The sequence below is a fragment of the Paenibacillus sp. FSL H3-0469 genome (genome assembly GCF_038051945.1).
Taxonomy (GTDB): Bacteria; Bacillota; Bacilli; order Paenibacillales; family Paenibacillaceae; genus Paenibacillus_AQ.
Map to the genome: position 1 here is coordinate 539659 of NZ_CP150302.1, position 24487 is coordinate 564145.

Genomic DNA, 24487 nt, shown 5'->3' on the forward strand with positions numbered 1-24487 from the left:
ATTGGAGGCTACCACTAATGAGTACACAAACCAGACAAATCGCCGAAGGCATCCACTGGGTAGGCAAAATAGACAACCGTGAAGTTCCGTTCCACCGCTTGATTCTTGCCAAGGGCACCACCTATAATTCCTATCTCCTCAAAACCGGCAAGCCGACCGTCATCGATACCGTGGATATGGAATTCGGCCGTGAATATGCCGAGTGTCTCGCCGGTATGATTGATCTTATGGATATTCATTACATTGTCATTAACCATACCGAGCCTGACCACTCTGGCGGATTGGCAGCACTGGCGGCACAGGCCCTAAATGCTACGATTGTCTGCACTGAGATCGCTGTGCCGGAGCTGCAGGAGATGTATAAGCTGCACAGCCGCAACTTCCTGGTGGTGAAGGACGGGGACACGCTGGATATCGGCGGCAAAACCCTGCTGTTCAAAGAAACGCCGTACCTCCACACCGCAGAGACGATGATTACTTACTGTGTGGAAGACAAAATCCTGTTCCCTTGCGATATTTTCAGTACGCATGTGGCTGCCGAGCATCTGTTCAGCGATGAAGCAGGCTTCGATATCACGGAAGATTACAAAGGCTATTATGCAGCGATTATCCACCCGCACAGAAGATATGTAAGAACGCTGCTGGAAGCAGTGAAGGATCTGGAGATCCGCATGATTGCACCCTCCCACGGGTTCCTGATCCGCGAGGACATTCCTAAGTTCATCGGGCTGTACGCCACCATGAGCCGGGAGACCACCCAGGGCAAGAAGGCTGTCATTGTCTATACCACCATCAAAAACAGCACGAAGAAGATGGCCGCGATCATTGAGAATTGCCTGAAGGAGAACAATATTGAGACAGAAGTCTGGAACGCAGATAAAAGCAGCACTGCGGACATCCTGCGCAGCATCGAATCGGCAGACGCCGTCTTCATCGGCAGCTCCACGAAGTATGCAGATATGATCGGTAACCTGGAGGAAGTGCTGAAGGGTATGCAGGAGATGAATCTGGAAGGTAAGCTCGCTACGGCATTCGGCTCCTACGGCTGGAGCGGTGAAGCGATCGAGGTCATTCAGGATTATCTGAACGGAACGAATATGACTGTGCAGAGCACCGCTGAGGTTATCAAAACCACCGGTATGACCCATGTAGAGTTCCCTGTTCGGGTAAGATTCTCCCCAAGAGAGCCTGAGAAGGTGCAGAAGATTAAGCATGCAACCGAATTTGTCTCGGATCTGCTGCTCAGTTCAATCTAGGGAGGAGGAAGCGAACATGACGAAGCATTATGTAATTGTTGGCGGCGGTGTAACCGCCGTCCATGCCGCCAAAGCGATCCGCGATCAGGACGCGGACTCGGAAATCTCGATCATCGGGGAAGAGAGCGGCCTGCCGTATAACCGGATCAAACTGACCAAGGGCCTGTTCACCGACCTGCACAGCGAGAAGGTTCTGATCAAGAAGGAGAAATGGTACCGCGATAACCGCATCACCGTACAGTCGTCCACCCGCATCGTATCTATCCACCCGGAGCGCCAGACGATAGAGACAGAGAGCGGCCAGTGTGTGGAATACCATAAGCTGCTGCTCTGTATGGGGGCGAAAAACCGCGCATTAACCATCCAGGGCGCCGGACTTGCTAACGTACACACCCTCCGGGAGCTGGCTGACGCTGACCGGTTGAAGGACAGTCTTAAGGAAGGCAGCCGCGTAACCGTCATCGGCGGAGGGGTGCAGGGGATTGAGACCGCCTGGGCGCTTCACGAAGCAGGGTATACGGTAACAGTGGTTGAATACGCAACTGCCCTGATGGGCAGACAGCTGGACAGCTACTCTTCCAAGCATCTGCAAGAAACCCTTGAACAATCCGGGGTGAAGGTGATTCTTCAAGCGTGCGTGGCTTCCGTCGAGGGGACAGAGGTTGTCACTGGAGTTACACTGAATGACGGCACGAGCTTCCCGTGTGACCATGTGGTCTACTCCATTGGGATTGTTCCGAATACTGCTCTGGTTGACGGTTCGAATATTAAGGTGCGCAGCGGCATCATTGTGGATGAACATCTGCAGACAAGTGCTCCGAATATCTATGCAGCGGGTGACGTTGCCGAGTTCGGCGGACTGGTCGAAGGCCTGTGGGGCGGAGCGATGGAACAGGGCAAGATCGCAGGAAGCAATATGGCTGAAGCCCGGAGTGTATACCGCAGAGCGGTGCCGGTGACCTTGTTCAATGCGTTCGGGGTGTCCTTATTCTCCATCGGCAACACCGATGAGCGGAATTGCGATGAGTCAGTATGCGGGGAAGAGAACGGGGCGTATACACGAATTTTTGTGAAGGATCATGTCATTGTCGGGGCGTTGTCTTGGCAGGGCGCTGCGGCTTCGCTGGCTTACAAGGCGGCGGTTGAGCAAGGCGTCCGGCTGAGCGGAAGTGCTGACGGCAAGAGCATCGAAGAGATTATAGCGGAAGCGCAGGCTGTATTGAATTAATTCCCTAACTATAATAACAGGAGCTGATTACGATGAAAAAATATATCTGTACCCCTTGCGGCTACATCTACAACCCGGCGGTAGGTGATCCTGATGAGGATGTAGCGGCTGGAACAGCGTTCGAGGATCTGCCGGAAGATTGGGTCTGCCCGGTCTGCGGTGAGGACACCAGCCACTTTGTACCCGTAGAAGAGAAGAACACAATTACCCAATAGAGGATTAAAGCTAAGGCTTCACATTTCACATTACAGGGGGAATCGGTATGAAAGAGCATTCCTGCCAGCACGCCGCAGAACCTTGTACACGCAAGGTACCGATTTTTGCCGCGCTGACCGATGAGGATCTTACCCGGATCAGCGCCATGATTAAGCACCGCAAATTCACTAAGGGACAGCCGCTCATTCTCGAAGGCGCGCCGTCCGATACGCTGTACATTATTCAGCAGGGACATGTGAAATTATCCAAGCTCACGCCCGAAGGGAAGGAACAGATTTTACATATCCTGACGAACGGGGATTTCTTCGGAGAACTCAGTATTTTCAACAGCGGCGAGCTTAGCAACTTCAGTGCGTATGCGCTGAAAGACACCAATATCTGCCTGTTGACCCGCAGCGATATGGAGCAGATCATGACCGAGAATCCAGACATCTCCCTGCGCCTGCTCTCCAGCGTAACCAAACGCCTCGCCCACACCGAGAATCTGGCACAGAGCCTGGCGACCAAAGACCCGGAAATCCGGATCGCTTATATGATTATGGAGCTGAGTGAGAAATACGGCAAGCCGCGCGGCGGACGTGTTCATATCGACCTGCCGCTGTCCCGCGAAGAGCTGGCCAGTTATGTCGGAGTGACCCGGGAGACGATCAGCAGGAAGTTCTCCCGATTCGAGGACTCCGGCCTGATCAAGCTGATCGGCAACAAGCAGATGGTCGTCATGGACCCGGCGGGTGTGGGGCGGTTCATGGGCTTTTAAGAGGAAGCTTTTAGACGACATAAGAGCGGCATTCCTGTCATTATATGATGGGAATGCCGTTTTCACGCGGATTGGAGGTTAATTCCCGCCCCTGCTGGAACCTTACAAATACCTGACGCATATTGTATGGTTATAAGCCTATCAGGCGGCAACGGGAAAGGAAGTGGGTGTATGGCTGCGGGAATTTTAAGATATTTTGCAGACGGGAATACGGCTCTTGGCTTCTACAGTTTGTTCGAATCGAATCTTCAAGGACTCCGGCGGATATTCATCTTGAAAGGCGGTCCCGGTACAGGCAAATCCTCGCTGATGAAAGCAATCGGCACGGAATGGGCGGAGCGGGGTTATCCAATTGAGCTGATCCATTGTTCATCCGATAAGGATTCCATTGACGGGGTGATTATTCCGGCGCTTGGCGTGGGCATTGTTGACGGGACTGCGCCCCGTGTGATCGAGCCCAAGGCTCCCGGAGCGGCTCGGGAATATGTGAACCTGGGAGAAGCATGGGACTCGGCAGCGCTTATCGGCCAAAGGGAGATCATTGAGGAGCTTAACCGGAAGACTGCGGGTGCCTATGAGGCAGCGTACAGCAGATTTGCAGAGGCCCTGAACATTCATGACGAATGGGAAAAGATGTACTTCGGGCATATGGACTTCGGCCAGGCGGATCAATTAACAGCCCGGATGCTGGAACAGTTGTTTGGCGAAGCGCAGCTTCAGAGGCATGCTGACGTGAAGCACCGGTTTTTGGGCGCAGCAACGCCGGCAGGATCGGTCGACTTTGTACCTAATTTGACCGAAGGGGTATCCAGACGCTTCTTCCTCAAAGGCCGGGCCGGAACAGGCAAATCAACCATACTCCGCAAAATCGCCGCTGAGGCGGAAAAGAGGGGCTTTGATACGGAAATCTATCATTGCGGATTTGATCCTAACAGTCTGGATATGGTTATTGTGCGTGAGCTTGACTTTGCGATATTTGACAGCACCAGCCCGCATGAATATTACCCGGAGCGGGAAGAAGATGTAATCATCGATACGTATGAAATCGTTGTTGCACCGGGAACGGATGAGCGCCTCGCCGGTCCGCTAGAGGAAATAAGCGCACAATACAAGGCCACAATGAAAACCGCGATAGCCGCGCTGGCCGAAGCCAAGATGCACCGGGATGAATTAAAGGAAATATATATCGCAGCAATGGATTTTAGCGTGGCGGATGCGGCCAGGAACCGGATTTCCACAGAACTGGCAAGTATGCTCTCTTAGCAGGTACAATGATCTGAACCAGCCTTGGGGTTTACTCAGCGGAGGTATTCGCCATCCGCATAGTAAGCCTCTTTCTTTGTATATGGAAGAAGGAGCAGAGGCTGACTGCCCTCCTGCCGCAGACGCTTATACTTATCCTTGACGTAATGAAACATAAAAGTTATTATGGACACCTAAAGTCTTTGTTTGAGCTACTTATCAATGAAGGCCGGCAAAACGGATATCAAAAGGAGAGTGAGAAGATGGATGTATTTAAAAGTTAGTATGAAATGATCCCATGTGCGGGAATCGAATATAGGTACATAACACTTCTTTTTTTCAGTCTATCAAAGACATTGTATACCTATAAAGTCTGTGGTATGAAATTTTAACTTTAGGAGTGGATAATATGCAAGCAGCGACAGAAGTACAGCCTAATGTGGTGCAAAAATATAAAGTTATACCGATCATGACAGCCTTACTAATAAGCGGATTTATTGGGATGTTTAACGAGACAGCTTTAAACGTGGTGCTCAGCGATTTAATCGACCAGTTTCATATCACCGCCGCAACGGCCCAATGGCTGACGACGGGTTACTTACTGACCCTCGGCATATTGGTTCCGGTATCCGGGGTGTTACTCCAATGGTTTTCAACCAGACAATTGTTCACGGCTTCGCTCCTATTGGCTTTATTCGGCACAGCGGTAGCGAGCGTTTCCCCGGGATTTGAGTTACTCATGATTGCACGGGTCATTCAAGCTGCGGGCGTAGCGCTTATTCTGCCGCTGATGTTTCACACAGTGCTGGTTATAGTTCCACCTGAGAGGAGGGGGACGACCTACGGGCTGATCGGGCTTGTTCTTGTGGTTGCTCCTGCTGTCGGACCTACCCTTTCCGGTCTGTTGATCGAGCAGCTTAGCTGGAACTGGATTTTCGGATTGACTCTTCCGGTTTTGGCCTTTTCTCTTCTGTTTGGAATACGCTATATGCAAAATATAACGACGATTACCAAGCCGAAAATAGATGTTTATTCGCTCATCTTATCCACGCTTGGTTTCGGCGGAATTGTATTTGCTTTTAGCAGCGCCGGAGAAGGAGGACTAGGAGCGCCCAAGGTCGTGATACCGATGATTGTCGGCCTATTGGCGATTGTAATATTTGCGGTACGGCAATTGCGAATGAAGCAGCCGATGATGGATTTGAGGGCATTCAAACAGCCCATGTTCACGTTTGGCATTGTTATGCTTATGATTGCCGTAATAGTGATGATGTCAGCCATGATTATGCTGCCTTTGTATTTGATCAGAGGTCTCGGGCTAAACACTTTTTCTGCCGGACTTGTTTTGTTGACCGGGGGGATTGTGAACGCGATTACACAACCGGTTATGGGTAGAATATTCGATAAATTTGGGCCGAGATGGGTTGTTCCCGTTGGTATGGCCTTGATATGCGTGGTGCTCTGGTTTCTCTCAGGAATTACGACAACGACAAGCTTAACCCAAATCATTGTGCTGCATACCTTCTTGATGATCGGGATCTCCATGGTCTGGATGCCTTCACAGGCGAATGGTCTGAACCAATTGCCTCCTTCGCTTTACCCGCATGGTAGTGCAATTATGAATACGTTACAGCAGGTTGCGGGTGCGATCGGCACAGCGGTTGCCGTAAGTATCATGTCCGTAGGCATGAGCAATATTCTGAAGCAAACGGCGGACCTGGCGGACCCAGCTCATACCGCGCTTGCTTTGACAGCAGGTGTACAGCATGTGTTTGATTTTGCGATTGTTATTGCGATTATAGGTTTCGTCATCTCTCTTTTCTTGCGACGTGTTCACATAACGGAGCAGAAGTAGCCGATTGTATATGCTCCATATGTTTGATACGATAGATAAGCTTCAAGATGGAAGCCCAAACACTCTCGTGAGTCACGGCTAGCCCATTCTGAATAGAGTATCTTATTATCACACACAAATGGGGACAACAGCATGACGAAGATATTCAGACATAAGGGTTATTTTATCGGAGTGCATATTGTATTGTGTATTTCCTTGTTCTCCACACTGTACGCGTATTCTCCGGTCATCCGGGTGAAGGTGAAGGAAATTATCGAGCCGGCGGACAAAGTCTATACGATTGCCCATCGCGGCGCGTCCGGTTATGCTCCTGAGAATACGATACCGGCCTTCGAGCTGGCGCATGAGATGGGTGCGGACTCGATTGAGCTCGATATCCATTTGACCAAGGACCTGATTCCTGTCGTGATACATGACGAGACGGTTAACCGTACCACGAGCGGCAAAGGCTTTGTGAAGAATATGACCCTGGAGCAGATCAAACAGCTCGATGCAGGCACCTGGTTCAATCAGGCGTTCCCGATGTTCGCCAGGGATCTATACGCAGGGCTTACCGTTCCCACTCTGGAAGAAGTATTTGAGATGTTCGGCAAGGACATGAACTATGTTATCGAAATCAAGGAGCCTGCCCCGAAGTTCGGAATAGAAGCGATCCTGAATGAAACGGTATTGAAATATGATCTTGCCAAAAGGGTATCCGTCCACTCCTTCAGCGCAGCCAGTCTGCGGAAGCTTCATGCGATCAACCCGGATATTCCGCTTTTTCAGCTGGTCTGGAATGATTATGCGGCTACGAGGGTAACTCAGTCCTATCTGGATACCGTGAAGACCTATGCCGTAGGCATCAGCCCCAATTTCCAGGGCATCAGCGCAGCTTATGTAGCCCAGGTGAAGAGGGCCGGACTGAAGATTATCCCGTACACGGTGAACTACCAGCTCAATATGGATAAAGCCTACTCCTGGGGAGTGGACGGAGTGCACACGAACTATCCCGACCGCTTCCTTGAAGTGATTGCCGCCAACAGGGCAAATGCCAAATGGTAGGAGCAGAGGATGGGGGAACAGAGCCGCTCATTTACTATAAAAAGTCCAGAAAAAGGGTCCAGTTCTTGTCCGTGTAGCCGGACAAAGACTGGACCCTTAACGTTGTGCTTAAAATGAGCTTAATATGATATTCCGCAGCTTGCGTGTAATGGGCAGGGTACCGGAGTCCTTCTTTTGGATCATGAACAGGATGGTCAGGCCTTCCAGCGGACAATTGGCAAAGTAAGCTCCCAGCCAGCCGTCCCAGCCGTATTCTCCCAGGCTGCCGAGTCCTCCGGCTTGACCCGGATCGGTCAGGACGCGCATCTGATTGCCGTAGCTGTAGCCTTGCAGCGAATGCCAGGGATTGAAGCCTTGCTGCTGCCAGCTGGTCAAGCTGGCCGAGGTCATAAACTGAACGGTGCGGGGCTTCAGCAGCTGCACCCCGTTCAAGCTGCCTTGATTCATCAGCATGGTGGTGAATTTGGCGGCATCCTCAATCGTTGAGACCAGCCCGGCTCCGCCTGCTTCATAAGCCGCCTCCCGGTCCATATGATGGTTAACGCCAAGGTGACTCTCCGAGAACGGTGTCAATCCGCCTTCACCGTCATCCTGGTAGACGCATGCCAGCCGGCTCCTCTTGTCTTCGGGCAGCCAAAAGCCGGTATCATTCATTTGCAGCGGACTGAAGATCTCCTGTTGCAGGAATTCGCCGTACCGCATGCCGCTGACGACTTCAACTATTGCACCGAGAACATCCGCAGAGGTTCCATACTGCCAGGAGGACCCCGGTTCGAACGCCAGCGGACCCTCCCCCAGCCGGTTAGCGAATTCCAGGGTGCCCATCGGGTTCGTGCCAAGCAGGCGGCTGTTCAGTTCCTGGTACAACGCCTCCGTATACTGACCCGCCAAGTCTTCTCCGCCGTAGACCAGACCTGAGGTCATGTTCAGCAGGTCGTTAATATCAACCTCACGGCTTACGGGCACAAGCTCGCCGTTCTTTCCTACCTTCTGATTCTTGAATCCGGGTATGTACTGGCTAACCGGATCGAACAGGTCAATCTCCCCGCGCTCCAGGAGCAGCATAACGGCTGCGGCAGTAACCGGCTTCGTCATCGAGTATAGGCGGAAGATCGAATCTCTGGACATCTTGCGCCCAGCCTCAATATCGGCAAAGCCGTCTTCGTGATACCAGCTTTCTTGTCCATTTTGAATCACCATGAAGTTCGCACCGGCAATTTCCTTATTGGTAATACTTGCGCTTATCGCTTTGGTGATTAGACGGGTAGTGTTTGAATCCAGCATCTCCAGGTCTCCTTTGATATTTTCACATAGAGAATATTATACGTCTTTCAGAGTGAAATGTAAGCGCATTTCAGTGAAAAAATTGAATAAGTATAGGTTTTCGTTGCTTTGCTTAATTCAATGTTACCTCCCTGGTCATCTATACTAACAGAGAGACTATCACGGGGAGGTAATATTTTGAAACAGAGAACAAGATGGCTTGCGGCGGTTCTTACTTTTACAATGCTAATCATGTCGCTGACTGCACTTGGATTACCGGCACAAGCTGGAGCGGTTCCTATTCCGCAATCCTTCGCCAAGGGCGCAGATGTCAGCTGGCTGCCGCAAATGGAAGCTGAGGGTTACAAATTCTATAACGATCAGGGAGACGAAGCGGACCTGCTCCAGATTCTGAAGGATCACGGCATTGATTCCATACGCCTCCGGGCCTTCGTCGATCCATCCGATGATCCGATTAACGGGCATAACAGCACCGAAGAGATGGTTCAGCTGGCCTCGCGTGTAAGCGCTCTCGGGTTCCGGGTGATGGTCGATCTGCACTACAGTGATTCCTGGGCCGATCCCGGGAAGCAGGTTACTCCGGCAGCCTGGGCCAGCGATAATCTGGAGCAGCTGAAGGCGCATGTCTCGGAGTATACCACAGAGGTGATGCAGGCGCTGAAGACCGCGGGGGTAACCCCCGAATGGGTGCAGATTGGCAATGAGATTAATAACGGGATGATGCATCCGCTGGGCAGCTATAGCAATACGGCGAATCTGGTGGAATTGATCCAGGCGGGATCACATGCGGCCAAGGCGGTTTTTCCTGAGACCAAAATCATTATTCACAGAGCCAACGGAGCAGATAGCGGTGTAGATCCTTTCTATGCCGGTCTGGTCGAAGCAGGGCTTAAGGACAGTGATTATGACATCATCGGGTTATCCTATTACCCGGATTCTATCTACACTTCTTCTATTAATGAACTATCCTCCAACATGAATCTTCTGGCTGCAAAATACGGCAAGGAGGTTATGGTCGTCGAGGTGGGCGGCGATGTCAGCAAGAGTGCAGATAATGTGTATAACATGTTGGTTGCTGTGCAGAATGGCGTGAAGGCTGTACCTGGCGGCCAGGGAACAGGCGTGTTCTATTGGGCACCCGAGGGCGTCTATTTCAGCTATGGGCTGTCTGCCTGGAATCCGGACGGAAAGCCTTCCTTCGCGATGGATGCTTTTATTGAAGGTGCTTCTGCAATCAACCGGGTGCCGGTTCAGTCGGTAAAAGTAGAGAAGCAAACCGCTATCCTTGAAGTAGGCGGAACCGGCAGCGTCAAAGCAACGATCAGCCCGGGGAATGCAACCTATAAGGGGCTGACCTTCACCAGTTCTGATGAAGCCATCGTCAAGGTAGACAAGTATAAAGGGACGCTCTCCGGGCTTGCTGCCGGGACCTCTACCGTAACAGCGGTTACGTATGACGGCGGATTCACAGATTCAACTGAGATTACAGTCTCGCCAAGCACCAGCTTCATTCAGAATCCAGGCTTCGAGGACGGGCTGAATGGCTGGACCGTAAGCGGCGACAGCACAGCGGTCAATGTGGAGTCAGATGCCCATTCCGGTTCGGCTGCACTGCACTACTGGAGCTCAGGGGCTGCGGAATTCCAAATCTCCCAGACGGTCACCGGACTTGAGAATGGTACCTATCAGTTATCTGCTTGGGTTTCGGGTAACGGCGGGGAAGAGACGGCAGAAATTTTTGCGGGCAATCAGAAGCAGCCGTTCGTCAACACAGGCTGGCAGCAGTGGAGTAATCCAACCATTGATACCGTTGAGGTTACAGATGGAACGCTGACACTAGGCGCTAATCTGAAATACGCGGGAGACAAGTGGGGGAATATTGATGACTTCAAGCTGGTCAAAAAAGCCGGAGCCGTCAGCACCAATAATCTCACAGTGAACGGCGCGAAGTCCGACTGGTATCTGAGCGGCACCAAGCCCGCTACCTTCGGTGACAGCAATGCTTCAGGCGGCTTCGATTACGGGGATGACAAGCCGGTTAACTTCAGCCTTACTCATGAAATTACGGGACTGGAGCCAGGAACCTATACTCTGGAGGCCAAAATCTTCGGGGACAAGGGCGAACCTTCTCCCGGTTCGGTGATGTATGTGATCTCCGAGGGACAGACGTATTCGGTGCCGGTTACCTATTCAGGCAGCGCCTGGCTGAAGCCCCGGACTCTGACGCTAAAGCATGTGCACATCGGGGAAGACGGAAGTGCATCGCTGGGCTTCAAGGTCATCACAGACTCGGATAATCATTACGGCTATCTGCAAGAGGTGACCTTCGTGCGTAATAGCACAACTGCACCTGAGGTTCCAAGTGAACCCAATGAACCAAGTGAGCCAAGCGAACCTGTAACACCTCCAACAACAGAGCCGGTAACACCTCCGGGAACAGAACCTGTAACACCCCCGGTCACAGAGCCGGTGACACCTCCGGCAACGGAGCCGGTGATACCTACGGAAGAGAATCCTGCGCCAAGTGCGGAAGCCAGTCCGGCACCAAGCCCGGCTACGGCACCAGGAACGGGCTCCGGTTCAGGCTGGACAGCTCCGCTGGCAACAGCCCAAGCGTCAGCTGCACCGCAGGCCACGCCGCAGCCGGAGATTCTGACTGTAACGGAGCCGAAGGTGAATGCCCAGAACCAGATTGTGATTCCAATGGCCGAAGGGCAGAGCGAAGTAAGGATTCCTACTGATGCCACAGCCCTTACAGGAGTAGCCACCCTGAAGGTTGAAGGCAAGACAGTAGCTGTAGAGATTCCAGGCAAGGTTGTTGAGCAGCTTCAAGCGTTGGCTGGAAGCTCAGCGAATGGCAGCATGATCTCCGTCGGAGTAACTCCATGGTCTGCGGAGCAAAAAGCAGCCTGGACTCTGCAGGCGAAAACCAAGAGTGAAGCTGAACTGAGAACAGCCGGAGAAATGTTCAATCTGAGTCTGTCTATGCTGAATCAGCAAGGAGTTAAGACTCCGCTGGCCTCCTTCGCGGAACCTGTTACGCTTCGCTTGATGCTTCAGGCGAACAGCAATCCGAAGCTGGCTGGTGTGTACGCGGTAGCAGATGACGGGACGATTGAATATGTGGGCGGAACCAGCGAACAGAGCTTGATGACTGTACAGGTGCCGCAATCCGGCAAGTATGCTGTGCTCGAGTATGACAAGACCTTTGCCGATGTGGGACAGGGGCACTGGGCCTATCAGGCGGTTCGTGAATTGGCAGCGAAGCATATTATCTCAGGCAACGGCGGGGACAGCTTCGCGCCGAAGCGGGAAGTAACCCGTGCCGAATTCGTTACGATGCTTGTACGCGCGCTTGGGCTGAAGGCGGAGGGCATGAGTTCGTTCGCTGACGTAACCAGCAGCAAGTGGTATTCGGCCGATGTGACAGCCGCTTATGAAGCGGGAATCGTGAAGGGAGATGCGGCCGGCCGGTTCGCAGCAGAAGCGCCGGTCACGCGCCAAGAGATGGCAGCGCTGCTTGTGCGAGCTTACGAGCTTCGCTCGGGAAGCCCAGTCCCGGCGGATACTTTGCCAGCTTTTGCCGATGCGGCTAAGATTGACAGCTGGGCTAAAGAAGCCGTGAGTGCTGCAAGTTCACTGGGCTTCCTTGCAGGCAGCCCGGACGGGACCTTCAAGCCCCAAGCTTATGCAACTCGCGCGGAGAGTGCGAAAGTGTTGAGCTTGCTGCTGAATCAGTGAGCTGAAGAGTAACAGCATAAGTAATAGTAGAGTAGAGCAGCGATCTTCCTGTAATGGAGCGCTGCTCTTTTTACTGGCATGGGATCGTGCGGTTGCGAAGGAGCAGGCCATATGTAATCGAAAAACCGATCACATTGGGCAGCGGGAAGGCGAACGGGCCGAATGTAGTCGAAAAACCGATCACATTGGGCAGTGGGAAGGCGAACGGGCGCAATGTAATCGAAAAACCGATTACATTGGGCAGTGGGAAGGCGAACGGGCGCAATGTAATCGAAAAACCGATTACATTGGGCAGCAGGAAGGCGAACGGCCGAAATGTAGTCGAAAAACCGATTACATTGGGTCGCGGCGAACGCAACAGTAGGCGGGCCGCGCGCTTCCTAGGTCTGAAACAGATCTACTCTAGCCTGCAGCTCCGCTCTTACTTCCTCCGGAACTTCCTTCATAGTAAGATCATCTCCCAAGAATAACAACCAATTTGTGATTTCCTTCAGCTCCTCCGTGCGGTTCACCTCGACCTCCATTTTCAGAATAGCGGTAGTTTGGTAGGGGTTAGTGTAGGACAGCGTCACCCTGAGCGGGTGATATTTCCGGTATTGGGCAATGGCCCGGGCACCGAGCTCCAGGACAAGGTTGTTCTTCACCTGCTGCTTGCTTACCTTCTCTTGGATTTTTTTCGCGCTTAGCCTCTTGGGTTCGGGGGAGGGGATGACATCCGTGAGCTGGTCAACCGGGATGATCCGTTTTCTGGAGGCGTCCAGGTCGAAGGACTCGATGAGCCACAGGCTTTTCTCCTGATAGAGACGCAACAGATACACAGAATAAGACCTGTTCGTTTGTTCCTCCCGACAGGTAATTAGCAAATAACGGTCCGCCAGCAGGAGCCGGATCAGCTTGTCCAGCATAGGGTGGGGGAGGTCGGACAGGTCGAGCAAATCAGGATTGCCCGGATGGGTGCCCTCGAACAGCAGGATCTGATTGAGAAGAACAAGCTCCTCCTGCTGATTCTCTGAGATAAGCCCCAGTAATTTTTCCGTCAGCGACTGGCGGCTCTTAAGATAAGGAAGCTGGCCGTTTCTTGTCGCCATGAAGGCAATGAACAGCGCTTTGACCTCGTTATCCGTGAACCGGACCACCGGAAGGATAGAGTTACGCATGACGGAATACCCGCCATCCCGGCCCACCTCAGCAACCAGCGGCATTCCGAGCGCCTCAATCTCCCGGATATCCCGCTGGGCGGTCGAACGCGAAATATTGAATTCTTGCATGATTTCCGTCAGGGTAAAATGGGCACGATTGTTAATGTACCGCATGATGATGTTGATCCGTTCTACTTTTTTCATCGCGGCTCCTAAACAGGTTCAATTTTTGACATGATTTAAGGTTATCATATACATAGCAGGTGAGGAACACAAATATGAATAAAGGCGGGATATGACAATGGCAGGATATACTATTGAAGAGAAAGACAGCTTTACAGTGATTGGTCTGGGTGTTGATCTTAAGAGTGACTATACGGACTATGCCGGAATTTATAAGGAGAAGATGGATTTTTGGCAGGCAGTCAGTGAAGATGGCAGGCTCGACCTGTTAAAAGGGATTGCGGCGAATGATTATGTGTTTGTTGTGAACGAAGCAGTGAACGGCAAGATGATGCATTATGCCGGGGTAATGGCAAGCGCAGGTGCACAGATTCCGCAGGAAGCACGGGTGATTCAATTCCCGAAGGGAGAATATCTCGTAGTGGCAGGCGAAGGAGCGACAACGGAGGAATTAAGCAATACCGTGACGGGCCTGGCCTTCGGACAAGCTTTGCCGCAAGCTGAAGGATACGCCTACGTGGGCGGGCCGAATACGGCTGTGGAGATGGGCAGCCGGGACGGTTCGCTGTATGGTGAAATGTGGATTCCTGTCGTCAGAAACTAAAGTAATGTAATGGAGGATAACTAACTATGGCATATACAGTTGATTTCAAAGAGGTGTCTGTGCAAGGTCTGGAGTCGTCGCCTGTTGCTGAGGCGCTGGCAGGACTGCGTGCGAATGAAGCGCGTTATTTCATGAACAAGTATAAGCATGAATTCACAGTCGTTCCGGCCAGTGAAAGCCAGGAGACGCTGGATTACGTGAACGGGATTCTGAGCAAGGACCGGGGCCTTGAGTTTGCTGCCAAGCCACTCCAAACGTCGCAGTTCCAGGTGGAGAATATCCGGTTCGCCTACGTTTTCTATGAGGATGGTCTTGCGCTTAATGTGATGTACACAGTGGATGATCCCAAGAAGCGGGCAGTCGGATTCAAGCTCTCGGAGGGGATGGAGATTCCGAAGGAGCTGGAGGACAAGTTCAAGTTCGCGCGGCAGAAGTCGAAGCTTGCCGGTACGATCCGGGGATCGTTTTTTGTGATTAAGGGAGAGTACTAATAAAAATCCCCATAAAGTGAAGATTAAGCTTGGAAGTTTATTCAGGTACTTTGCGGGGGCCCCAAACCATATAAGTTCTTAAAGAGGGGCTGCCAACTGGCAGCCCCTTATGTCTTTCAAATCTCCTCCGCCGTATAAGTCTTCTGGGTGCGGAGGACCGGGAAGAACCGGTACATCCAGAGCACGGTAATAATCAGGGTGCCAACTCCGCCGATCACGGTTGCAGGCACAGCCCCGACCAGCCCGGCCATGGTGCCGGACTCGAATTCTCCAAGCTGGTTCGAGGTGCCGATGAATAACGAATTCACTGCGTTCACCCGGCCCTGCATCTCCTGCGGGGTGTTGACCTGCACCAGTGTCGAGCGGATAACGACACTCACGACATCCGAGCCGCCGATCAGAACCAGCGCGAACAGGGACAGCCAGAAGCTGTGGGAGATGCCGAACAGCATCGTTGCCAGGGCGAAGACGACCAGCGAGGCGAACAGCATCCGGCCGATGGCCCGTTCCACCGAATAGCGGGTCAGGATAAGCGAGACGATGATCGCACCTACCGCCGGGGCGGAGCGCAGCAAGCCAAGACCGAGCGAACCGGTCTTCAGAATATCCTCGGCGAAGATCGGCAGCAGTGCCGTGGCCCCGCCAAGCAGTACAGCGAACAAGTCCAGCGAGATTGTACCCAGGATAATCTTGCGGGCGAAGACAAACCGCAGGCCGCTGAGGAAGGTGTCCATGCTGACCGCGTCCAGCTTCTTGACGAAGTGGACGGTCTTAACGAAGAAAATGAGCACAGTAGATACCATTAGTGCGGCGAGCGAGGCAATGTAGGCGGCAGCCGTACCCCAGACCACGAGGACACCTCCGAGGGACGGGCCGACGATCATCGCCGTCTGCATAGCAGACGCGGACCAGGCTGCTGCCTTCGGGAGCTGCTCCCGATCCACAATGTCCGGCACCAGCGCTGCCGAGGCCGGACTCTCGAAGGTACGGCACGCACCTAGCACTGCTGCGGCTGCCAGCAGGTGGACCGCGCTGAGCCAGCCCTCAATGCTGCCGAGGACAAGCATCAGCACGATGAGGCACTCTGTAAGCTGGCACAGGAACACAATGGTTCGGCGGTCATAGCGGTCTGCCGTCTGTCCGGCAGGCAATGTGAGCAGCAGCATGGGGAGGAATTGGGCCAGCCCGACCAGTCCAAGCTGGTAGGCGCTGCCGGTCAGCGCATACATCTGCCAGCCAATCGCCACCGACAGCATCTGGAAGGCACTGGTGGAGAAGATCCGCGCGATCCATAGGCGCAGGAAGGAGCGGTTATGCAGTACAGACGGGCGTGGAGTTTTCATATCCGGTGTATTCGGTGTATTCAATGGGTGTCATCCTCCAAGCGACCGGGACTCGGTTCAAGTTCGGGGGCTGGCTTCCGCCCGCGCATCTCTGGGTGTTCCTGGAATATTAAGGAGTAATTCCTGCCATAACGCGCCTCCAGCTCCAGGGCGAAATCCTGCTCTACGCGCATCATCACGACATCGTGATAATAAGACGTCTGAAGGACATCCAGCACAGCAGGATGGTTGCTCTCCAGCGCCGAAGCCTGCGAATGGCGGGTGAAGCTTCCCAGAAGCGAGATCTCCTTATCCAGCAGGAGTGAGAAATTCCGGGCGGTCTTCGGCCCGCCTGCGGGTACGCTATGTACAATGACACGCGACAGCGCTGTAGGGATGTCACCTATCACCATCAGGTGGACGGCAATGCCCCGTTCTTCGGCGGCAAGCAGCGTGTCTTCTATCCGGTGCAGATCCTCCGCCCAGATATCTGCCAGGATCTCCGAGCAGGCATTGGCAGCAAGCCGCTTTACCGCCAGATCGACCTGTGCGTCCCCCTTCCAGTTGCTGAAGAAGGGAGGTGCGGCAGGCAGGTGGGTCAGCTCGTTCTCCAGCAGGCGGACTGTGCGCTCAAATTCTGCCTGAAGCAGCTTAACGACCTGCCGGACTGGAATTGCAGCGAAGGTAACCGGCTCGCCTTCGATTGTCCGGCAGACTCCTTTATCTGCGAGACTGCGCAGCGCGGCGTATACATTGGACCGGGACACGGACACCTGCTTGGCGACCTCATAGCCCGAGGAGGGAAGCTGGCCGTGCAGCGCCAGATAACAGCGGGCTTCCAGATCGGATAAGCCGAGCTTGCGTAATGCTTCAATCATGAATGAACCGCCTTTCAGTGAGAGTAAGAAATGCTTCGTTGTATGTAGAAGTATTTCAAAATACTACTCCGATCTTAAAGTACTGTCAAGCAGCAATATCCGGCCGGCCGCAGCACCGGAACTCTCACAAAAATGATTACACCCGGGTGAAATCAGGTAATAACCCTTAAGACAGCTTAGGAACAGTCTCGACTATAAACCAATGACAGGATGAGGACTTATGCGAAAAGCAATTCTTACTACCATGCTCATCTCCAGTCTGCTAATGGCTGGCTGCGGCAATAACGAGGCGGCAAATGGCGGTACGGCGGCTACTCCAGAGACCGGACAAGCAGCGACGGCAAGCCCGGAGGTTACATCGGAAGTCACGCCGGAACCGGCAGCAGAGGCTACCGCAGAGCCTGCACCGGAATCTACGGCACAGGCACCAGCGCAGACGGCCGCACCGGAAACCACGCCGAAGGCCAGTGCGGTGGCGGGGGAACCCTTGCGGCAGACCTATTTTGACAAGCTGGATCAGATTGAAGCGGGTCTTGGCGATCTGAAGGCTCTGTCGGACAGCGGTGTAACGGCAGACATGAAGGAGGCGGCCTCCAAGGAGCATGAGCGCTGGGACAAGGCGCTGAATGAAATCTACCAGGCGCTTAAAGTGCAGCTTCCCGAAGCCGATATGGCGAAACTGAAAGAGGAGCAGCTAAGCTGGATCAAGGAACGCGATAAAGCAGCAGAGGAAGCGGCTGCCAAATATAAGGGCGGAACGATGGAGGGGCTGGAGTACGCGGCGACCTTGGCCTCAGTGACGAAGGAACGTTGTTATAAGCTGGTGGAATTGTATATGAAGTAATCAAAGAGCGCAGCGACTCTCTCGTAAGGAGGGCCGTTGCGCTCTTTTTTGACCATTTGAATGGCTGATCCTTCATAAATACCACATATTGGATCCCAGCTTACCCGCTATAAAAGTCGATTCTGGGCTGAAAGTGCTTTTTTTTGAGCAGAATGAATCCCTATTATTTGTTACGCTCCATATGAATGGTGCCAAGAAAGGAGGCGGGAGCGCCAAGCTTAAGCTGGAAGACAACTATGAGAGCATCTGCACAAGTGTCCCCTGGTTTCTAAATTGACTTTAGAATAATAGGAGGAATGAAGTACATGGGTAGAAAAAAGAGGTCTGTTCAGAAATCATTGCTCGCATTCTTATTATCCTGTCTGCTGGTCCTACCGCTTGCTCTCCCGCCCGCACCGGCACATGCAGCATCTACCGGAAATCTTCCCGCCCGTCAGGCAGAATATCTGGACCGTGGCTTGGTGGCGGTGCTGACCGATGGCGGCGTCTTTGTGAGCTGGAGGTACTTGAATACGGATTCAAATGAAATCGCTTACAATGTTTATAAGAACGGGATGAAGGTGAACCCGGCGCCTATTGTAAACTCCACTAATTACGTAGACACGACGGGGGCGGACAGCTCGCAATATCAGATTTCTACAATTGTTGCCGGGAAGGAGGAAATGCAGCCGGAGCGGGCAGCAGTGTGGCATAACGCCTATCTGCCGATTCCGCTGGATAAGCCTGCCGATGGCCGGACCAAAGACGGGGGGACGTATTCCTATTATGCCGGAGATGCCTCTGTTGGGGATCTGGACGGGGACGGAGAATATGAGATCGTGTTCTTGTGGAGTCCCAGCAATTCGAAGGATAATTCACAAGCTGGCTATACCGGGAACGTCTACATCGATGCTGTCAAAATGGACGGCACCAAGCTCTGGCGGATTGACCTTGGCGTGAACATCCGGGCCGGGGCGCACTATTCGCAGCTGATGGTGTATGACCTGGACGGCAACGGCAAAGCCGAGGTAGTGGTCAAAACGGCAGACGGTACCAAGGACGGACAAGGTACTGTCATTGGAGACGGCACCAAGGATTACCGCAACGACGGAGGTTATATCCTCAGCGGGCCGGAATATCTGACGCTGTTCGACGGCCAGACGGGTGCTGCTGTATCCACCGTGGACTATGATCCGCCAAGAGGCAATGTAAGCGCATGGGGAGACGGATATGGCAACCGTGTCGACCGTTTCCTGGCCGGAATTGCTTATTTGGACGGTGTGAAGCCAAGCGTTGTGATGGCCCGTGGCTATTATACAAGAACAACGCTTACCGCATACGACTACACGAACGGCGCGTTGGTGAAGCGCTGGAACTTCGACACGAACGAAGCTGGCACACAATATGAAGCACAAGGCAATCACAACCTTAGTGTGCTGGATGCAGACGGGGATGGCAGAGATGAGATCATGTACGGTGCGCTGGCAATAGATGATGACGGCACACTGCTCTACAGCACCGGGCTTGGTCACGGAGATGCGATGCATGCCGGGAAGCTCGATCCGAACCGGGAGGGGTATCAGGTCTTCAGTGTGCATGAGCATAAGGATGCTGCCTACGGGCTGGAGATGCGCGATGCGGCAACAGGCGAGATCCTCTGGGGCCAATTCACCGGACAAGATACCGGGCGGGGAATGTCCGCAGATATCGATCCGGAGCATCCCGGCTACGAGTCCTGGGCGTCCACGATTGTGAATGGGCAGATGGACCCGTTATCCCGCGGCTATGCGGCAGACGGTGAAGTGATCTATGAACAGAATGAAGTCCCGCGAAGCGCGAATTTTGCGATCTGGTGGGATGGGGATCTTCAGCGGGAGCTGTTCGACCACGACTGGAATAACACTACGGCACAAGGCATTCCGCTCATTTACAAATGGGATTACCAGAATAAGCAGCTGAAGGAGATTCTCCGGGCGGCCGGCACACTGACCAATAATCACACCAAAGGCAACCCGGCACTTCAGGCGGACCTCCTGGGCGATTGGCGAGAGGAGCTGCTGCTGCGCAGTGAAGACAGCACGGAGTACAGACTCTATACCACTACGATTCCTACAACCTACAGAATTCCAACACTCATGCAAGATCCGGTATACCGGCTGGGGATTGCCTGGCAGAATGTAGCATACAACCAGCCGCCGCATACAGGCTTCTATCTGGGCACGGAGGCCACCGCTTTTCCAAAAGCAAATCTAACACTGGCCGGAGCGCCGCAACCGCTGGAGCAGCTATACCACTTCGGGTTCGGTACGGAGCCGCCAGCCGGAACAACTTCTGTGCAGGCTACGCCTTACACGGAGGGAACGGGATATGGTTTCGAGAGCATCAGCGGAATCACCTTGGGCGCGAGCCACGCTTCCCTGCCGGAGAACACCAAGTTTGCGGTGGACCTGCCGAATGCCAATTACAAGGTGACGCTCAAGCTGGGCAGCGGAGACAGAGACTCGAACGTAGGGGTCAAATCTGAATTTGTGCAAAAGCTGGCACTCACTGGGGTCCCTGCCGGAACACCATTGCTCTATTCCTATGACATTGCGGTGGTTGATGGGCAGTTAGAGTTTATTTTCTCCGGCACGGCGGCCGATGTGCAGGAGATTAAGATTGAGAAATACCCGCAGAAGACGCCGGGAACCGGAACAACACTCTATATGGCCGGGGATTCGACGATGCAGTCCTACAGCGGGATGCAGGCTCCGCAGGAAGGCTGGGGCCAGCAATTCGGCAACTATTTCAGCAGCGGAGTCACGATCCGGAATGATGCCATTGGCGGCAGAAGCAGCAAGTCATTCATGGTGGACGGCCGTCTGGATAGTATTCTGCAGCAGATCAAGCCGGGCGATTATTTCTTCATCTCCTTCGGCCATAACGATGCAAGTGCAGGTATCCCTGACCGTTATGCCTCTCCGGCAGATTATGCAGCGTACTTGACCCGATACGTGAGCGGAGCCAAGCAGCGGGGGGCCACTCCGGTTCTGTTAACGCCGGTAGGACGCAGGGACTTCAATACGATCACTCAGGAATTCAACGTAAGCTTCCCTGAATATGTGAAGGCGGCGCAGGAAACGGCGGCCGCACTGAATGTTCCGCTAATCGATCTGAGCCAGCTCAGCATTGCGGAGTATAACCGTGTCGGCCTGGCGGCTACGGAGAAGCTTTTCCTATATGCTAATCCAGGGGAGTATCCGAAGTACCCGAACGGAGTGAGCGATAATACCCATTTCAGCACCTACGGCGCGCAGGTTATTGCCGGTCTGGTGGCGGGCGCAGTGAAGGACATGGACCTAAGTATATCCCCGTTCGTGATTGATCCCGGTATTACCGAGCCTGAGCCAGAGCCGGAGGTGCAGCAATATGCGGAGGACTTCGAGGGTGACCCAGCCGCAGCAAAGTATTCGATGGTGAATGCTACGGGCACTGCCGGAACGATGGCGGGCACGGTTACCGAAGAGAACGGGAACAAGGTATTGTCTGTGACGGGCTCCGGCTCCGGCAACCGCGCCAAGGTGTTCCGCTTATTCGATGCGGTGAACGGCGATATTGTGAATGTTGATTTCAACTGGCATTCCGGCAATGTCGGCGCTGCCCCGTCAGAGGGGCATCTGAGTCTGCAGGATGCGAGTGAGAATATTATTTTCACCCTGTTCACCAAGACCGGAGCGGCAAGCCCGAATACGAACATTCATTATTTTACTGGTCCATATACGCCTGACTACGGTACCGGCACCACTGCCATTCCAGGGGGCGGAACCGCGACGAATATACCGAAGAATCAGTGGGTGAATGTCAAGCTGAAGATTGATTTTGCCGGAAAAACCCTTGATCTCACCTTAACAAGTCTCGCTAACCCAAGTGTCACCCAGACGATCCGGGATATACCGCTGAGTCCTGGCGTCTATGCCAATAACGTTAGGGGCTTGCGGTTCCTGGGTACGCGAAAAGGAGGAGGTGGCACGCTGAATTGGACCACCCAGATCGACAATGTAACAATTGAAGGTACAAAGCTGCCGGTGGCAGCAGGCGATATGGCGGCGTTGATTGCGCTGCATCAGGAAGTGAAGGCTATCGACCTGGCATCCTACACGGAAGCCTCTGTAGCTGTGGTGCATAGAGCCTTGAGCGCTGCCGAAGCGCTGATCGGAACAACAGCCTCGCAGGCGCAGATCAACCATACGGTGAATATGCTGACCGTTGCACGCGATTCACTGACCAGCGAGGTTGCTGGGGATGTTAGTACGTATTCCTTTGATTTTGGCTCCGGCAGTGCAGCAGACGGCTATACGAAGGTGGATGCCAAACGGGCCTACGTGGAAGGGAACGGCTACGGGTTCGCCGACACCGCGCTGGTACAGGACGAGAACCGGGGAACCGGCAATCCGCTAACCGAGGACTTTACCCGTGTGAACGGCACTTCGTTTCTGGTGGAGATGAAGCCGGCGAATTACCGGGTGACGATGACCATTGGGGATGCGCAAGAAGTAACCCAGACCGGTGTTACGGTGGAACAGATGAACAAACTGCCAGCCACCACCATCCCCTCCGGCCAATTCAAGGAAGTGACCTATGATGTCGCCCTGATTGATGGCGTATTTGACTTCAGCTTCTCCGGAAGTACGCCGAAGATCAACGCGCTGAAGATCGAGCGACTGCCGGAGCAGGGGGCGGCAGATAAGCCAACGCTCTATCTGGCAAGCGATTCCACCGTGGCCAATTATGCGGAGAGCTACCGTCCGCAGGCGGGGTGGGGCGAGACACTGGGCCGTTATTTTGACACCGACAAGATCACCATTGATAACCGGGCAGTCGGCGGACTAAGCAGCAAAACCTTTCTGAACGGCGGATATCTAAACGATATTCTGCTAGGCATTCATGAAGGGGATTATCTGTTCATGCAGTGGTCACATAATGACTCCACGCCTTCCCGGCCGGAACGTTATCTTACCCCGGAGCAATTCAAGGTGTACTTGAAGGATTATATTAACGGCGCTGTGCAGAGAGGTGCGATTCCAGTACTGGTTACCCCAGTGAACCGGAGGGATTTCAGCGGAGAAGTGCTGAACAAGAGCTTCCCGGCATATGTGCAGGCGATGAAGGAAACGGCGCAGGAGACGGGGACGCTGCTGGTGGACCTGAATCAGGCCAGCTGGGCGTATTTTCAGGAGCTGGGTACAGAGGGCACTAAGTCCATCTTCATGTGGACGGGAAGCACGGAGGACAACACCCATCTGCAGATGAACGGTGCGATTAAGGTCTCGGAGCTGGTAGCGGGGCTGGTGAAGGAGCTGAACATTCCGTTGTCGTCATGGGTCACCTTGGGCATACCGCTGGCGGACGGCGCTCCGGGCCAGCCGGTGTTGTCCGATAATAACGGGCATGATACAGGGCTGCGGGACGGCGATTACGCAATTACGATGAATATATGGTGGGGGAATAATGGTACCCGCTTCAAGCTCTTCGAGAACGGCGAAATGATTGAAGAAGGCGCTCTGACAGACCAGTCACCATCCGCCCAGTCGGTGCAGATTGATATTATCGGCAGATCGAATGGAACATACGTTTATACGCTGGAACTGAGCAATGGGTATGGAGCGGTGACCAGCGAACCTTTGACAGTAACAGTCGCTGATGCTGCCCCGGGGCAGGCGGAGTTATCCAACGATAACTGGGACGAAGACGGCAGCTATGCGGTTACGATGAATATGTGGTGGGGTACGAATGCGATGGAATACCGGCTCTACGAGAATGGCGAATTAGTCGATACCCAGACTCTGCAGGCGCATACCCCGGATGCCCAGTCCACAGTCACTGCCATCTCCGGCAAAGCTCCCGGAACCTATGAATATGAAGCCGTCCTGCTCAACGCGGCAGGCGAGTCCAGATCCGCGAAGATGACGGTAACGGTGAACAAGTGAGCGGCTGGCTGAAGAGCGGAAGTTGTGCTTGATGGAGTGAAATATCTACTGGAAAAGCCCGGGAAACCGGGCTTTTTGGGCTTCAAGAGATACATTACATTCATAGCTTGGGAAGAATTTGGCTGGAGGCTAGCCATGAAGTGTATTAATGCTCCTGAATTTACTGAATACGCGTCAATCGAACCAATGAAGTGCATTAATACCCTTGAATTGGGCAAAGGTAGGCGGCGAGTGTAAATGTAGTGTATTAGTACCTCTGAATCCAGTGAACGCAGGCCAGACAGGCAAATGTAGTGTATTTGTGCACCAGAATCTATCTGCTACAGCCCTCAGTTACAGCAATCTTGCAATAGTACAGTAACATTCCTCTTGGCAGCGTGCTATTCTTGGGCCAGCAACACTGGAATCTAGCGTTCAGTAGCACCCAGTAACGATTATCCAGCACACTATTACCAGAA

The 24487-nt window shown here is 53.4% G+C and carries 16 protein-coding genes; 12 read left to right on the plus strand and 4 right to left on the minus strand.

What is annotated here, in order from left to right; translation table 11 throughout:
• Positions 1-17 precede the first annotated feature (17 nt).
• The 7 genes from NSS83_RS02465 (at position 18) to NSS83_RS02495 (ending at position 7598) form a co-directional block, all read left to right on the plus strand.
• The gene (locus NSS83_RS02465; RefSeq protein WP_341185914.1) at positions 18-1256 is read left to right on the plus strand and encodes an FprA family A-type flavoprotein; all 1239 of its coding nucleotides are present in this window, start codon (positions 18-20) and stop codon (positions 1254-1256) included.
• Between the two features lie 16 nt (positions 1257-1272).
• A complete protein-coding gene (locus tag NSS83_RS02470) occupies positions 1273-2484 on the plus strand; it encodes an FAD-dependent oxidoreductase (RefSeq protein WP_341185913.1) in 1212 nt (403 codons plus the stop codon).
• A 32-nt stretch (positions 2485-2516) separates the two neighbouring features.
• On the plus strand, positions 2517-2699 hold the full coding sequence (rd, locus tag NSS83_RS02475; RefSeq protein ID WP_036693846.1) for a rubredoxin: 183 nt from the start codon (positions 2517-2519) through the stop codon (positions 2697-2699).
• A 47-nt stretch (positions 2700-2746) separates the two neighbouring features.
• The gene (locus tag NSS83_RS02480) at positions 2747-3457 is read left to right on the plus strand and encodes a Crp/Fnr family transcriptional regulator (protein ID WP_341347602.1); all 711 of its coding nucleotides are present in this window, start codon (positions 2747-2749) and stop codon (positions 3455-3457) included.
• Between the two features lie 171 nt (positions 3458-3628).
• A complete protein-coding gene (locus NSS83_RS02485; protein WP_341347603.1) occupies positions 3629-4720 on the plus strand; it encodes a PRK06851 family protein in 1092 nt (363 codons plus the stop codon).
• A 388-nt stretch (positions 4721-5108) separates the two neighbouring features.
• Entirely contained in the window at positions 5109-6554 is a 1446-nt protein-coding gene (locus NSS83_RS02490; RefSeq protein ID WP_341347604.1) for an MDR family MFS transporter, read from the plus strand.
• Positions 6555-6686: 132 nt separating this feature from the next.
• Complete coding sequence (locus tag NSS83_RS02495) at positions 6687-7598, plus strand: glycerophosphodiester phosphodiesterase (protein WP_341185910.1); 912 nt, start codon at positions 6687-6689, stop codon at positions 7596-7598.
• 108 nt (positions 7599-7706) lie between these two features.
• Here the strand turns inward: NSS83_RS02495 and NSS83_RS02500 are convergent, their stop codons facing one another.
• The gene (locus NSS83_RS02500) at positions 7707-8882 is read right to left on the minus strand and encodes a serine hydrolase domain-containing protein (RefSeq protein WP_341185909.1); all 1176 of its coding nucleotides are present in this window, start codon (positions 8880-8882) and stop codon (positions 7707-7709) included.
• Positions 8883-9059: 177 nt separating this feature from the next.
• On the opposite strand from NSS83_RS02500, the gene NSS83_RS02505 reads away from it, so the two are divergent.
• Positions 9060-12623 (plus strand): glycosyl hydrolase 53 family protein, encoded by a 3564-nt coding sequence (locus tag NSS83_RS02505; protein ID WP_341347605.1) that lies wholly within the window; start codon positions 9060-9062, stop codon positions 12621-12623.
• A gap of 380 nt (positions 12624-13003) precedes the next feature.
• Here NSS83_RS02505 and NSS83_RS02510 read toward each other — a convergent pair whose 3' ends face one another.
• Positions 13004-13966, minus strand: a complete 963-nt coding sequence (locus NSS83_RS02510) for an HTH domain-containing protein (protein ID WP_341347606.1) — start codon at positions 13964-13966, stop codon at positions 13004-13006.
• 97 nt (positions 13967-14063) lie between these two features.
• Between NSS83_RS02510 and NSS83_RS02515 the strand changes: the two genes are divergently transcribed.
• Positions 14064-14549, plus strand: coding sequence for a GyrI-like domain-containing protein (locus NSS83_RS02515; RefSeq protein WP_341347607.1), 486 nt, complete (start codon positions 14064-14066; stop codon positions 14547-14549).
• A gap of 26 nt (positions 14550-14575) precedes the next feature.
• Positions 14576-15040, plus strand: coding sequence for a phage tail protein (locus NSS83_RS02520; protein ID WP_341347608.1), 465 nt, complete (start codon positions 14576-14578; stop codon positions 15038-15040).
• A gap of 116 nt (positions 15041-15156) precedes the next feature.
• On the opposite strand, the gene NSS83_RS02525 is transcribed toward NSS83_RS02520, so the two are convergent.
• Together NSS83_RS02525 and NSS83_RS02530 are read right to left on the minus strand one after the other, a co-directional pair.
• The gene (locus NSS83_RS02525) at positions 15157-16407 is read right to left on the minus strand and encodes an MFS transporter (RefSeq protein WP_341185904.1); all 1251 of its coding nucleotides are present in this window, start codon (positions 16405-16407) and stop codon (positions 15157-15159) included.
• Entirely contained in the window at positions 16404-17240 is an 837-nt protein-coding gene (locus tag NSS83_RS02530; RefSeq protein ID WP_341347609.1) for a helix-turn-helix domain-containing protein, read from the minus strand. Before NSS83_RS02530 ends, NSS83_RS02525 begins: the two co-directional genes overlap by 4 nt.
• Positions 17241-17460: 220 nt before the next feature.
• On the opposite strand from NSS83_RS02530, the gene NSS83_RS02535 reads away from it, so the two are divergent.
• Together NSS83_RS02535 and NSS83_RS02540 are read left to right on the plus strand one after the other, a co-directional pair.
• On the plus strand, positions 17461-18084 hold the full coding sequence (locus NSS83_RS02535; protein ID WP_341185902.1) for a lysozyme inhibitor LprI family protein: 624 nt from the start codon (positions 17461-17463) through the stop codon (positions 18082-18084).
• Positions 18085-18389: 305 nt separating this feature from the next.
• Positions 18390-24029 carry a GDSL-type esterase/lipase family protein gene (locus NSS83_RS02540; protein ID WP_341347610.1) on the plus strand — a complete coding sequence of 1880 codons (5640 nt, stop codon included), beginning with the start codon at positions 18390-18392 and terminating at the stop codon, positions 24027-24029.
• The last annotated feature ends 458 nt before the right edge of the window (positions 24030-24487 follow it).

Excerpts from the sequence above, each read along its gene's own strand:
- NSS83_RS02465 (WP_341185914.1), top strand. The coding sequence starts at position 18 with ATGAGTACACAAACCAGACAAATCGCCGAAGGCATCCACTGGGTAGGC.
- NSS83_RS02470 (WP_341185913.1), top strand. The coding sequence starts at position 1,273 with ATGACGAAGCATTATGTAATTGTTGGCGGCGGTGTAACCGCCGTCCAT.
- rd (WP_036693846.1), top strand. The coding sequence starts at position 2,517 with ATGAAAAAATATATCTGTACCCCTTGCGGCTACATCTACAACCCGGCG.
- NSS83_RS02480 (WP_341347602.1), top strand. The coding sequence starts at position 2,747 with ATGAAAGAGCATTCCTGCCAGCACGCCGCAGAACCTTGTACACGCAAG.
- NSS83_RS02485 (WP_341347603.1), top strand. The coding sequence starts at position 3,629 with ATGGCTGCGGGAATTTTAAGATATTTTGCAGACGGGAATACGGCTCTT.
- NSS83_RS02490 (WP_341347604.1), top strand. The coding sequence starts at position 5,109 with ATGCAAGCAGCGACAGAAGTACAGCCTAATGTGGTGCAAAAATATAAA.
- NSS83_RS02495 (WP_341185910.1), top strand. The coding sequence starts at position 6,687 with ATGACGAAGATATTCAGACATAAGGGTTATTTTATCGGAGTGCATATT.
- NSS83_RS02500 (WP_341185909.1), bottom strand. The coding sequence starts at position 8,882 with ATGCTGGATTCAAACACTACCCGTCTAATCACCAAAGCGATAAGCGCA.
- NSS83_RS02510 (WP_341347606.1), bottom strand. The coding sequence starts at position 13,966 with ATGAAAAAAGTAGAACGGATCAACATCATCATGCGGTACATTAACAAT.
- NSS83_RS02515 (WP_341347607.1), top strand. The coding sequence starts at position 14,064 with ATGGCAGGATATACTATTGAAGAGAAAGACAGCTTTACAGTGATTGGT.
- NSS83_RS02520 (WP_341347608.1), top strand. The coding sequence starts at position 14,576 with ATGGCATATACAGTTGATTTCAAAGAGGTGTCTGTGCAAGGTCTGGAG.
- NSS83_RS02530 (WP_341347609.1), bottom strand. The coding sequence starts at position 17,240 with ATGATTGAAGCATTACGCAAGCTCGGCTTATCCGATCTGGAAGCCCGC.
- NSS83_RS02535 (WP_341185902.1), top strand. The coding sequence starts at position 17,461 with ATGCGAAAAGCAATTCTTACTACCATGCTCATCTCCAGTCTGCTAATG.
- NSS83_RS02540 (WP_341347610.1), top strand. The coding sequence starts at position 18,390 with ATGGGTAGAAAAAAGAGGTCTGTTCAGAAATCATTGCTCGCATTCTTA.